Below are 14,255 nucleotides of genomic sequence, written 5' to 3'. Positions count from 1 at the left end.
CAAACAAAAAAGTCCATTGACTGAATGAGAAGAACTCGTTTGTCAATGGACTTTTTCTTATATGATAAGCAATCTATGCCTTGCCTCTTAATATCTTCTTGATATCATTCAGTTTGTTTAAGGCATCAACAGGAGTGAGGTTATTAACGTCAAGTCCTAAGATCTCATCACGAATCTGAGTCAACACAGGATCATCAAGTTGGAAGAAGCTCAGTTCCATATCGCCTGAGTGTTCCGCAATCTTTGCAGTATTCGGCTTACCTGCGCCCCCTACTCCAGCATTATCAGCCTCTAATTCCTTTAATATCACATTGGCGCGCTTCACGATAGAACGTGGCATACCAGCAATCTCGGCAACATGAATACCAAATGAATGTTCACTGCCTCCACGCATTAACTTGCGAAGGAATATAACTTTGTTATCAACCTCCTTAACGCTTACATTATAATTCTTAATGCGAGAAAAGTTCTTCTCCATCTCATTAAGTTCATGATAGTGAGTTGCAAAAAGCGTACGTGCACGAGCTTTTGAATGTTCGTGCAGATATTCCACAATAGCCCAAGCTATACTTATACCATCATAAGTGCTTGTTCCTCGCCCCAGTTCATCAAACAAGACAAGACTCTTAGAAGAAACATTATTCAGGATATTGGCAGCCTCAGTCATTTCAACCATAAATGTAGATTCACCAAGTGAAATATTATCGCTTGCTCCTACCCTAGTAAAGATTTTATCGACTAAGCCTATTCTTGCGCTTTCTGCTGGCACAAAGCATCCTACTTGGGATAAGAGTACTATCAATGCAGTTTGACGCAACAGAGCCGATTTACCAGCCATATTAGGACCAGTAATCATCATTATCTGTTGTTTTTCAGTATCAAGATACACGTCATTTGGCACATAACTCTCGCCTAAAGGCAATTGTGTCTCAATCACAGGGTGTCTTCCTTGTTTAATATCTATTACATCGCTGTCATCAATAACAGGGCGCACATAGCGATTTTCCTCTGATATTTTAGCGAAACTAAGAAGACAGTCGTTATGAGCAAGCAAGTTGGCGTTTATCTGTATCTGAGGAATAAAGTCCTGCATATCAACTATCAACTCATTAAACAATCTTGTCTCAAGAGCCAATATCTTTTCTTCAGCACCCAGAATTTTCTCCTCATATTCTTTCAATTCCTGTGTAATATAACGTTCTGCCTGAGCCAGCGTCTGCTTTCTTATCCACTCTTCAGGAACTTTATCCTTAAACGTATTTCTTACCTCAAGATAATATCCGAAAACGTTGTTGTATCCCACTTTTAGACTTGATATGCCAGTGGCTTCGATCTCCTTTTCCTGTATCTTCAATAGATAATCCTTACCGTTTCGGCTTATTGATCGCAATTCGTCAAGTTCCTCATTGTATCCGCTAGCTATTACATCGCCTTTGTTTACAAGCTGCGGTGGATCTGGTTGTATTTCTTTTTCAATACGGTCTTTTATACTTTCACAAAGATTCAGCTGTTCACCGATGCGTTTCAGCGCATCATTGTTGGCATAAAGACAAGCTGTTTTTATTGGGCGAATAGCGTCAAGAGCATTCTTTAGTTGAACGACTTCACGCGGAGAAACACGTCCTACGGCAACCTTAGATATGATACGTTCCAAATCGCCTACACGATGCAATTGGTCATCTACAATCTGTCTGAATTCAGGCTCTCTAAAGAAATACTCCACAATGTCAAGGCGTTCCTGTATAGGATGAACCTCTTTTAGTGGAAATACAAGCCATCTTCGCAGCATTCGCCCTCCCATTGGAGTAACAGTACGGTCTATCACAGCAAGTAACGAACTTCCGTCATCCTGCATTGGAGCAATAATCTCCAAAGAACGTATTGTAAAACGGTCAAGCCTTACATACTTTTCCTCTTCTATTCGTGAAAGAGACGTAATATGACTAATATGAGTATGCTGAGTTATCTCAAGATACTGCATAATAGCTCCACTGGCTATAATACCATTTTTTAAGTGTTCAACTCCAAAACCTTTAAGGCTCTTTGTTCCGAAATGTTTAAGAAGCTTCTGTTTGGCACTTTGTTCTGTAAACACCCAATCATCAAGTTCAAAAACACAAAACTTATTACCGAAATAGCATTCAAATTCTTTCTTATAATTACGGTCATAGAGAACTTCCTTTGGCATAAAATTACCTAATAACTTCTCAACGTAATCATAAGTTCCTTCGCCCGTGATAAACTCACCGGTAGAAATGTCCAGGAAACTAACACCACAAGAGGCCTTTCCGAAATGCACAGCGGCAAGGAAGTTGTTTTCCTTATAGTTCAGCACATTGTCACTCATGGCTACACCTGGAGTTACAAGTTCTGTAATTCCACGTTTCACCATCTTATCCATATCGCTCAATCCCTTCTTACCCTTAATCTGCTCACGCTTCTTTTTGGGATCTTCAAGCTGATCGCAAATAGCCACACGCTTTCCGGCGCGAATAAGTTTCGGCAAATAGGTATCCAATGCATGATGAGGGAATCCTGCCATTGCTGCAGAACCAGTTTCACCACCGTTATTACGCCTTGTAAGCGTAATACCTAGGATTTTACTTGCCTCGACAGCATCATCACAATATGTTTCATAGAAATCGCCACAACGAAACAGCATCAGCGCATCAGGATGTTTTGCCTTTAGCGAAAAGAACTGTTTCATCATCGGCGTAAGTCCTTTTTCGTCCTTAGCCATATATCTAAAAGTTCGTCTGAATTACAAAATTACGCAAATAAAGACGAAACGCAAAATAAATCCTTTATTTTTATGATTTTATAGAGATACTGGGGCTAGAATAAATCATAAGTGATAATGATTAATTTACTATTGCTATTTTGCATACGACACCCTTTGATCCATCTTGCGTCGCTGTCTCAACCATATAAACACCAGAAGCGACACGACGACCATTCTTGTCGTTACCATCCCAAGTAAACAATCCTCCATTGCTACGACCTTCAGCAATAAGCGTACCTGAAGAAGTAACAATCTTTACATCGGCATTATATGAAAGTCCTGTAACTGTTATCAAACCTGTATAATCTGGACGTACTGGATTAGGATAAGCATACACACTCTGATTTGTCATTTTGCTTTCGGCTTCAGTTGCATCACTGACATAAGAGCACAAGCCCTTATCCGTACCGAAAAACACTTCACCAGTTGTTCCGTTAATAGCAATACTCTCTATATTGTTTGAAAGCAGTTTACTGTTATCCTCTGTGAAATGATGCACTTCCTCTATATTGTTTGAACTCACAAGATAAACACCATTACCATTAGTACCAAACCATTTGCGATTACCTCCATCTACCGCCATGCAAGTAATATCAACACCGCTAAGAAGATAATCAGCATAATTGGTACCATCATTACGTGGAACCTTGATCTGCTGGAATACAGGGTTCTCATCTGTCACATTAGAAGACTCTAGCATTAGCGGTCCCACACTAGTACCAATCCATATATTATTTTCTTTATCTTCTGCTGCACATCTTACGTAATACAAGGTAAGTTTCGTGCCATCCTGATTCACAAAGTTATGAATAACGTTTGCTTTGTCTGTAGACTTATTATACGACACTAGAGCAGGATATCCCCAATAGTCATCAACAAACCAAAGAAGTTTCCTACTATCAAAGAATGGATTAGTCATATTATCAAACGAACGACCATCGTTCATGAATATGTTTTTGTGAAAAGAATTCCACTTATTTTCTGACGTTAATTCAAAAAGAGACGTAGTAGCACTGTTACTATTAAATAGCCACAGGTTGGAGCTGTCATCAAATCGTAAACCCTGAACGATAACATAATCTTTACTTACATTCTGCACTGTTGCTGCTCCCTGCAAAGGACTATTCGTATAATTATATTCCTTTACGAATTTTCCATTCTTAAATTCGTAAAGACCTATCCTTCCGCTCGCAAACACATGTGAATTATCATTTGGATCAACATCCATTGACATCAAATTCACATAAGAATGCCCTGTAATATTTTGAAGATTATCTTGATATTCTGTCCATTCATCACCTTTCAACACCTGAATACATCCTGGGCGCATGAGATCCTTATCCGGATTCCACCCTCCTCCACAAGTATAAAGATTTCCATTATAGAACCTCATGAATCCAAAGTAATTATACTTAGGACCACCAGGATTTGCCTTTGATACTTTTTCTATAAGACTGCCCTTATCATCGGATGTCTTTGCTACATAGTCAGCAACACGTTTCCAGTTATTCTTATCAAGCAGATTAACCGTTGTTGGCGCACGATAAATACCATTGCTAGCACTTGCTGCATAAAGATAACCAGAATCCAGATACGAATAGTTTACTTTAAATCCTAGATTATATGTATCACTGATTTCTGCATTGGCAACATTCAGTTTCACAATTCCGAAACCAGTACTTAAATAAGCATATCCAGCAGATTGATAAATATCATTAATCGACTTGTCTAATGTTATTGACGAATTGTAATAATCGCTAATATTTATCACTTCACCTTTATCGTCCATCAGGTCGATATTCTGATTAGAATAAACTATTACAAGTCTTTTGGCATATTTATTATAGGAAATATATGAAACATTGCAGTCGCTAAGACTATTTGTTTTGTCAAAAGTCTGTATGCTCTGGTCGGATGTATTATAAGAATAAATATTATTACTTGCAAGTACATAAATCACGTTTCCACTACCCTGCTCCACATCCTGAATGTTAGAATAAGCCATATAAGCCTTCCAACTACCAGTCTGTGCTGCTTGCATAATGCCTACGCAACAACAAAAGACTATAGCAAGTAATAATATTCTTTTCATCTATTACTTATTCTCCTTAAGATATTCCGAGAGTTTTACGACAGCCCTTGCACGATGGCTTATCGTGTTTTTGATCTCCTCACCAAGTTCCGCAAAACTCTTATCATAACCTTCTGGAACAAAAATCGGATCATAACCAAAACCTTCTGTACCATGCTTCTCTGTTGCAATTTTTCCGTCTACCCTACCCTCAAAATATATAGGTTGTGCATTAGGTTGCAACAAGACTATGATGGTACGGAATCTTGCGTTGCGATTACTTTTGCTTTCAAGATTAGCTAATAGTTTAGCCATATTGGCTTCACTGTCGTGATCAGTACCTTCTGCATATCTTGCACTGTGCACACCTGGTTGACCATCAAGAGCTTCAACCTCTAGACCAGTATCATCAGCAAAGCAACCAATATGGTATTTATCGCATACAAACTGAGCCTTCAGCAAAGCATTTTCCTCTAGGGTATCCCCTGTTTCAGGAATATCTTCGTGGCAACCTATTTCACTAAGAGACACTATCTCGAAATCAGATCCAAGAATCTCTCTTATTTCTCTTAACTTATTCTTATTGTTAGTTGCAAAAACTATTTTCATAATGATACAGATAGTTATTTTTTTGAATCTAATGAATCAGTCTTTACTTTTACTCTCATCTCATCAAATCCTTCTCCATAGACACCAATAACGCTACTCTGACTGACAAAAGCATTAGGGTCAATCATCTTGATAAGTCTGAATATTTCAGTACTCTCACGCTTTTTCGCCAAAATACACAGCACTTTCATCTGCTGTCCAGTGTACCATCCGTGGCCATCAAGTATTGTAACACCGTGTCCCATTTCAGTACCAATAGCATTAGCTATCTCCTGATATTTCTTTGTAAATATCATAAACTGCACACTCTCTCGTCTTGCATTCATCACATAATCAAGCACGAAGTTTTCAATCACCATCGTACAGAGACCAAACACAATCTTGCGCCAATCCTGGAAGATAGGATACGTACTGCCGATAATGAGCAAATCTACATACACCAACACACGTCCAAGACTGATATTATGATACTTATTTACTACAGCTGCGACAATATCGGTACCACCAGTAGAACCGTTATTAAGGAAAACGATTGCCAATGCAGAACCCGTAAACGTACAGCCAATAATCAGCGACATAAAATCCTGTCCGTGTCCCAACACTTGATGCATTGTTCCATCGGGATTTGTCATCAGTTTCTGCGCCATCCACAGCATAAAAGACAACATTAGGATTGCATAGACTGTCTTGACCATGAACTTAAATCCCAATATTTTCAACGCCACTATCAATAGACAGACGTTGATTGCAAAATACGTATAAACAATTGGGATTTTGGTGGCATAAAAAACAATAGCGGCAACACCGGTAACTCCACCGGTGACAATTTGATAAGGCAGCAAAAATACTGTCCAACCAAATGCGTAGAGAAATAAACCAACGGTTATCAACAGATAATCCTTGACCTCATTCCATATTTTTAGTCTCTCTATCATTTAATTACAATGTTAACTATTTTCTTTGGAACTATGATAACTTTAACGATATTTTTTCCCTCAAGATATTTCAGGCTTCTTTCGTCTTCAATAACTGCTTTTTGTATTTCATCATTGCTAGCATCTGTAGCAAAAGTTTTCTGATAACGAGCCTTTCCATTAAAACTGATGGTGATCTGTATCTCGCTTTCTGCAAGATATTTCTCTTCATACTTTGGCCATGCTGCATCACAAACACTACCCTTTTCTCCGAGAGTGTGCCACAATTCTTCAGCAATATGTGGAGCAAATGGAGCAATAACGATAACCAATTTCTTCAATAAAGCTGCGTTCTTGCACTTCTGCTGACCCAATTCGTTTACAGCAATCATGAATGCACTGATAGCAGTGTTGTAGCTGAACTTCTCAATATCTTCTGATACTTTCTTTATCAGTTTATGAACACTCTTTAAACTCTCTGCTGTAGGCTCTTCATCATTAATAGCCAATTCGTCAGCATTCTTTACCCAGAATAAGTTCCAGAACTTCTTCAGGAATCTATGGCAACCATCTATACCGTTGGTATCCCAAGGCTTACTTGCTTCAACAGGACCAAGGAACATTTCGTAAAGTCGAAGAGTATCTGCTCCATAAACTTCTACAATCTTGTCTGGATTTACTACGTTGAACATGCTCTTTGACATCTTCTCTACAGCCCATCCGCATACATACTTTCCGTCTTCGAGTATAAACTCTGCATGATTGTATTCTGGGCGCCATGCCTTGAACGCATCTGTATCAAGAACGTCGTTACTAACGATGTTAACATCTACATGTATAGGAGTTGTCTCATATTTGTCTTTAAGTCCAAGACTTACAAATACAGGAGCTTTTGAATGGTCATCGCTGTTAATACGATAAACAAAGTTTGAACGTCCCTGAATCATACCTTGGTTGATCAGTTTTTGGAATGGTTCTTCCTTACTGCTTACGCCATTATCAAACAGGAACTTATTCCAGAAACGACTGTAAATAAGATGGCCTGTTGCATGTTCTGTTCCACCGACATACAAATCTACATTCTGCCAATATTCGTCAGCATCTTTACCGACAAGGGCTTTATCATTACCTGGGTCCATATAGCGCAGATAATAAGCAGAACTTCCTGCAAATCCAGGCATCGTATTCAGTTCAAGAGCGAATACTTTTTCATTATCTATCAAGCTCTTATCTACGATACACTTGTTTGCTTCGTCCCAAGCCCATTTCTTTGCGCGTCCCAATGGAGGTTCACCAGTTTCAGTAGGCTCATATTTATCAATTTCAGGCAATTCAAGTGGCAGACATTCTTCAGGAATCATCTGTGGCATTCCATTCTTATAATATACAGGGAATGGCTCACCCCAATAACGTTGGCGAGAGAATGTAGCATCACGCAAACGATAATTTACCTTTACCCTACCTAGGTTATGAGATGTTACAAACTCCTTAGTTGCGGCAATAGCCTCTTTCACAGTCTTACCGTTTAGGTTGAATCCGTCTAGTGCAACACCTTCACTAGGACTGTTCATTACGATACCATCTTTTGCATCAAAGCTTTCTTCACTTACATCAGCACCTTCAATAAGAGGAATTATAGGCAAGTTGAAATGCTTTGCAAAAGCATAGTCTCTGCTATCATGTGCAGGCACAGCCATAATGGCACCTGTTCCATATCCAGCCAACACATATTCGCTTATCCAAATTGGAATATTATCACCAGTAAATGGATTTACAGCATAACTTCCAGAGAATACTCCTGTAACCTTTCTGTCGCTCATACGGTCAAGTTCCGTACGCTTCTTAACATAAGCAAGATACTCCTCTACTTCTGCCTTATGGTCAGGAGTTGTAAGTTCATCCACTAGTTCGCTCTCAGGAGCAAGCACCATGAATGTAACACCGAAGATGGTATCGGCACGAGTTGTAAATATAGTAAAGTTTTTATCATTTTCGGCAATTTTGAATTGCATTTCTGTTCCTTCAGAACGGCCAATCCAATTACGCTGTGTCTCTTTAATAGAGTCTGTCCATGCAACTGTATCAAGTCCATCAAGCAGTCTTTGTGAATAAGCAGAAGTACGCAAGCACCACTGCTGCATTTTCTTCTGTATTACAGGGTATCCACCTCTTTCGCTAACGCCGTCTACAACTTCATCATTTGCCAATACTGTTCCAAGTCCTGGGCACCAGTTTACCATTGTTTCACCAAGATAAGCAATACGATAGTTCATCAGCGTCTGCTGTTGTTCCTTGTCGCTCATCTTGTTCCAATCATCGGCAGTGAAAATCAATTCTTCACTTTCTGCCACGTTCAAGTCCTTACTTCCGTTTTCCTTGAAGTAAGCAATAAGATTTTCAATAGGCTTCGCTTTCTGACAGTTTTTGCAGAAATAACTGTTAAACATTTTTTCGAAAGCCCACTGTGTCCAATGGTAATATTTAGGATCACAAGTTCTTACCTCACGGCTCCAATCAAAAGAAAATCCTATTTTGTCAAGTTGTTCACGATAGTGATTGATGTTAGTTTCTGTTGTGATTGCAGGGTGCTGACCTGTCTGTATAGCGTATTGTTCTGCAGGAAGTCCATAAGCATCATATCCCATTGGGTTAAGCACATTGTAACCTTGCAAACGCTTGAAACGTGCATAAATATCACTAGCTATATAGCCTAGTGGATGTCCAACATGCAAGCCTGCTCCTGATGGATAAGGAAACATGTTAAGTACATAAAATTTCTTCTTGTCTTTGTTCTCAGCAACCTTATAGGTCTTATTATCAACCCAAGATTTTTGCCATTTCTTCTCGATTTCTCTGAAGTTGTATTCCATTGCAGTTATATAGTTATTTTATATTTTACTCAAAAAATATAACGCGTGCGCGTAATTATGTGCAAAGATAATGCAAACGAGTGGAAAAGCAAAATAAAAACACGTTTTAATTTTGTTTTCCCGAGTGCAGCTTATCTTCACCGTAGGTAGAGTAATGCAAACGAGTGGAAAAGCAAAATAAAACGCGTTTTAATTTTGTTTCTCCAAGTGTACCTTACCTTCACCGCAGTAGAGTAGTGCAAGTTAACATCAAAACAGCAAGAATGTGCTTTATATGAAAAAAGACAACAACACATCATGCTTATTGCGACATGCTAAAATCTATCAATCTCGGCAAATATTTATTCATAATATAAGTATCTAAACAGTTATGAATAATTGTATTTATGTAAATATATTTGGCTTACAAATAAGCTCTTTTCTATCAAAGAATGTAGTCAATATGTGGTCATTTAGTCAAAGTCATTTTGGTCATTTTCAACTTCTGATACGGGGGATATATATACTTATATAAATTATATATTTAAATATATAATTTATATAAGGGGGCTGCCCCCCACTATGGAAATCCAAAATGACCAAAATGACTTTGACTAAATGACCACATCGTGAGGATAATCATATCTGAATGCCGCTAATTACACTCTGAACGCAAATTGTTAGCCGTGTAAAGTAAGCAATATCAGCACTTTAATGTTTTGAAATTAGCCCTCCAAACAACGAAACATTGAAATCGCTTGCCTAGAATGATAATTTGCCCTACCTTTGCACTCGTCATCCCAACGTAATGAGGACCGAAGAGAGAATTAGCGCTGCTCACCGAAGTCGAAAACACAAACCAAAATATCAATACCATGCCTCTGAACGACAAACTTAACATGATCATGAACAAACACAAAAGAAATTGAAGACATTCGAAAAACTTGGCTGTGAAGTCTATTGAGAATGCAATCCAACATCAATGAAACGGCAAGCCTGAGCGAATGGAAAAGAGAGACAAAGCGAATGAATTTGATAAACAAGAGTTACAATAACATGAAAATAGGGCGCATCTACTGATAAAGGAATAGATTCATTTTGTCCTCTTCAAGATTTCCACTACCTTTGCCATAACAATCAACAATATTATTATGAAGAAAATTTTTATTTTAGCATTATTGACATTATGCATGGTTGCCAATGCACAGATTAAACGTCCGAAACTTGTAGTGGGCGTTGTCGTAGACCAAATGCGTTGGGATTATCTTTATTATTACTATAACGAATATGGTAATGACGGATTGAAACGATTGCTTGACGAAGGGTATAGCTGTCAAAACACAATGATACCTTATATACCAACCGTTACCGCTATTGGGCACTCTAGTATTTATACAGGTAGCGTTCCTGCAATGACAGGTATTCTTGGTAATAATTTTTTCATTAAAGGAAAAGAAGTATATTGCTGTCAGGATGATGACGTGAAGAGTGTAGGTAGTGACTCAAAAGAAGGACAGATGTCACCACACAGACTATTGGCTTCTACAATAGGTGATGAACTAAAACTAGCAACAAACTTTAAGTCAAAGGTTATTGGTGTTGCCCTGAAAGACAGAGCTTCAATACTTCCTGCAGGACATAGTGCTGATGCTGCATATTGGTGGGATACCAGTGCAGGACATTTTGTAAGCAGCACATTCTACATGAAAGAATTGCCGAAATGGGTTACTGATTTCAATAAACAGAATAGTACAAAACCTGGATTTGATATTAAAACCAGCGATCAAGGAGTAACAATGACATTTAAGATGGCTGAAGCAGCTATTGAAAATGAGAAGCTAGGGCAGGGTAGCACAACAGATATGTTGGCTGTAAGTGTTTCATCAACTGATGCTATTGGACATGCGTATAGCACACGTGGCAAAGAAAATCATGATGTATATCTGCAACTAGACAAAGATATTGCACAATTCTTTAATTACCTTGATGCAACGGTTGGTAAAGGTAATTTTTTATTGTTTTTAAGTGCTGACCATGGAGGTTCACATAATCCAAACTTCATGCGTTCACATCGTTTACCAGCAGGAGGATTTGAAGGCTGGAACGTGGCTAAAAGTGTGAATGAAACTCTACAAAAGCAATTTAAAACAACAGCCAGACTAATACTTGGTGAAAACTCATTACGTATATTTCTTGATCATGAAAGCATTGAAAAAGCGGGGCTGAAACTTGATGAAGTAAAGGCTGCTGCAAAAAAGGAATTCGAAAAAGATGACAATGTTGCCTTTGTTGTAGATTATGATAATGTTGCCGCACAAAGTATTTCACAACCAATACGTGAAAGAATAATAAATGGTTATAGTCGTGAACGTGGGGGAGACTTACTTCTTATTACCAACCCTGGTTGGATAGATGCAAGTAATGATGCTAATTATAAAGGTACAACCCACGGATTATGGAATCCAGATGATTCACATATTCCTTTGATATTCATGGGATGGAATATCAAGCACGGTGAAACTTCAAAGCCTACAAGTATGACAGACATTGCCCCAACAATATGCAGCATGCTACATATTCAGATGCCTAATGCCTGTGTAGGTAATTCAATATTTGAATAAAATCATTCGCGATATGCTTTTGGCGAGATTCCTGATTTCTGCTTAAAAAACTTAGTAAATGCCGATTGGTCATTAAATTTAAGCTCAGTTGAAATCTCGCCAATAGTTTTATCAGTCATCTTAAGCATTTTGCAGGCTTCGCTGTATAAAAAGCTCTGTAAATATCCACAAACAGTATTTCCTGAAACTTCACGCACTATCCTTGAAAGATAAGTAGACGTGATATTCATTCTATCGGCATAGAAATTAATCTGTCTTTCCTTTTTAAAGTTATTTGAAGCAAGGTGTATAAATATTTTGAATATGTTTTCCTTATGCTTCATGTCGTGTAATTCATTGCTTGCGCTGTCAATGAGTTCATTAACATGCATTTGAGCTAAATGCACAAGGAAACTTAGCATCTCCTTTTTATATAAATGTGGTTGACTTATTGTTTTTTCCACTTGCATTATTATTCCTAAAAGTTCAGAGATCTTAGCTTCTGTAATATCAAAATAGAGATATGAGTCAAGAATGTTGCGTTGTAAAATATCCTGCATATTAGGATCATTTTCAAGTATATTATTGTAGAAATTTGTCTCGCAGAAAAGAAAGTATCCATCAAGTTCGTTTGTACATTTTACAAATTCAGTATTCTGCGTATGAGCCATTCTTATAATACTCTGTTGAGCCAATCTTATATTCTTTTCGTTGATGATAATTTCCGCCTCTCCATCAACAAGCACAAAAATAGTATAGAAGTTCACATACTTCAATTGTTTAGTTATAGACTCAAATGTTTCCTGATTAACAGGCATCGTTGCCACAATTGCACCGTATAAGTCTTTGATGTTGTTTTGAACTGCAAATTCCTGTAGGCTATGTGAATTTCCCTTGTCCATAATGTTTATTTTTAAGGTCAATAATTGGCAAATATACAAAATGTTTCCGATTTTACAAAAAATGGTTTGAATTATATAAATACATGTTCAAAAAAAACATATAATTTTGCAAAATGACATTAAACATTAGATATTAATAGACAATTTCACCTAAACAATTAAACCTGCAAATATGGTAACCTTTTTAGTATTATTGCAATTCTTTATAGTTCTGGCATTGATTTTCATCGGTGCTCGCGTTGGCAGCATCGGACTTGGTATCTACGGAATGGTAGGTGTATTTATCCTCGTATTTGTCTTTGGACAGAAGCCTGGTAACGTTCCTATTGACGTGATGTTGATTATTGTTTCTGTAATAACCGCCGCGGCAGCCCTGCAAGCCTCCGGAGGATTAGATTATCTTGTAGGCCTTGCAGCAAAGTTTCTGCGCAAACATCCTGAACAGATTACATATTATGGTCCTTTGGTAACTTGGTTGTTTTGCCTTGTTGCAGGTACAGCACATACGTCTTATTCTCTTTTACCTATTATATCAGAGATAGCTACAAATTCAAAGATCAGACCTGAACGCCCATTGAGCGTAGCAACTATTGCAGCATCATTGGGTATTACGGGAAGTCCCGTTTCTGCAGCTACAGCTGCAATCATATCAACAGACTTACTTGGTGGAAGAGGTATTGAATTAAAAGATATTATGTTGGTGTGCATTCCAGCATCACTTATTGCAATACTTGTTGCTTCGTTTGTACAAAATAGAGTAGGGAAGGAACTTGATGATGATCCTGAATACCAGCGTCGAATTAAAGATGGCACTATAAATCCAGAGGAAGATAAAAATAACATGGAGAAACTTATAACAACTCCAAATCCACGTGCTAAATATTCTGTCATGGCATTTATTTTAGGCGTATTATTAGTTGTTATATTTGGATCAGTACCTTCACTTCGCCCTTCTTTCAATGTTGATGGAGAGATGACTCGTTTGGGAATGCCTGAAACGATAGAAATTATAATGATGTCAGTAGCTGCATTAATACTACTTGTTGGCAAAGCAAATGTAGTAGAAGCAGTAAAGGGAAATGTTTTTGCAGCAGGAATGAACGCCATGGTGAGCATCTTTGGTATTGCCTGGATGGGAGATACTTTCTTTAATGGAAACATAGAATTTTTCAAATTGCATATTGCAGACATCGTTACTCAATATCCATTTTTATTTGCTGTCGCATTGTTCTTCATGTCAATAATGCTATTCTCTCAGGCAGCAACAGTTCGCACACTTTATCCTTTAGGCATTGGTCTGGGTATAAGTCCACTTGCTCTTGTGGCTATGTTCCCAGCTGTGAATGGATATTTCTTCATTCCAAACTATCCTACAGAAGTGGCAGCGATAAACTTTGACCGAACAGGTACTACAAAAATAGGAAAGTATGTAATAAATCACTCATTCCAACTTTCTGGTTTTATAACTACATTTGTATCAATAGGAGTAGGCTATCTTATTATAAACCTATTTTATTAATAATATTAC

At 37.8% G+C, this 14,255-nt stretch carries 8 protein-coding genes; 2 read left to right on the top strand and 6 right to left on the bottom strand.

Going from position 1 to position 14,255, the window contains the following annotated elements; genetic code table 11:
- Positions 1–73: 73 nt before the first annotated feature.
- The 5 genes from mutS to leuS all read right to left on the bottom strand — a co-directional run bounded on the left by mutS (position 74) and on the right by leuS (position 9,246).
- Positions 74–2,740: a DNA mismatch repair protein MutS gene (mutS, locus tag prwr041_RS05795; protein ID WP_207155385.1), complete on the bottom strand. Its 2,667-nt coding sequence runs from the start codon at positions 2,738–2,740 to the stop codon at positions 74–76.
- 121 nt (positions 2,741–2,861) lie between these two features.
- Entirely contained in the window at positions 2,862–4,874 is a 2,013-nt protein-coding gene (gene porZ / locus prwr041_RS05790) for a type IX secretion system anionic LPS delivery protein PorZ (RefSeq protein ID WP_207155384.1), read from the bottom strand.
- A 3-nt stretch (positions 4,875–4,877) separates the two neighbouring features.
- Complete coding sequence (locus prwr041_RS05785; protein ID WP_207155383.1) at positions 4,878–5,462, bottom strand: non-canonical purine NTP diphosphatase; 585 nt, start codon at positions 5,460–5,462, stop codon at positions 4,878–4,880.
- A 14-nt stretch (positions 5,463–5,476) separates the two neighbouring features.
- Complete coding sequence (locus prwr041_RS05780; RefSeq protein WP_207155382.1) at positions 5,477–6,397, bottom strand: YitT family protein; 921 nt, start codon at positions 6,395–6,397, stop codon at positions 5,477–5,479.
- Complete coding sequence (gene leuS / locus prwr041_RS05775; RefSeq protein ID WP_207155381.1) at positions 6,394–9,246, bottom strand: leucine--tRNA ligase; 2,853 nt, start codon at positions 9,244–9,246, stop codon at positions 6,394–6,396. The genes prwr041_RS05780 and leuS overlap by 4 nt, the downstream gene beginning before the upstream one ends.
- Positions 9,247–10,376: 1,130 nt before the next feature.
- On the opposite strand from leuS, the gene prwr041_RS05770 reads away from it, so the two are divergent.
- Positions 10,377–11,846: an alkaline phosphatase family protein gene (locus tag prwr041_RS05770; RefSeq protein WP_207155380.1), complete on the top strand. Its 1,470-nt coding sequence runs from the start codon at positions 10,377–10,379 to the stop codon at positions 11,844–11,846.
- A 2-nt stretch (positions 11,847–11,848) separates the two neighbouring features.
- On the opposite strand, the gene prwr041_RS05765 is transcribed toward prwr041_RS05770, so the two are convergent.
- Positions 11,849–12,727, bottom strand: a complete 879-nt coding sequence (locus prwr041_RS05765; RefSeq protein WP_207155379.1) for a helix-turn-helix domain-containing protein — start codon at positions 12,725–12,727, stop codon at positions 11,849–11,851.
- Between the two features lie 172 nt (positions 12,728–12,899).
- On the opposite strand from prwr041_RS05765, the gene prwr041_RS05760 reads away from it, so the two are divergent.
- Complete coding sequence (locus prwr041_RS05760) at positions 12,900–14,246, top strand: anaerobic C4-dicarboxylate transporter family protein (protein WP_207155378.1); 1,347 nt, start codon at positions 12,900–12,902, stop codon at positions 14,244–14,246.
- Positions 14,247–14,255 lie beyond the last annotated feature (9 nt).

Origin of the sequence: Prevotella herbatica (assembly GCF_017347605.1) — a bacterium.
Lineage (GTDB): Bacteria > Bacteroidota > Bacteroidia > Bacteroidales > Bacteroidaceae > Prevotella > Prevotella herbatica.
Note: the sequence above shows the minus strand (reverse complement) of the source record. Positions and strands in the feature narration are given on the sequence as shown.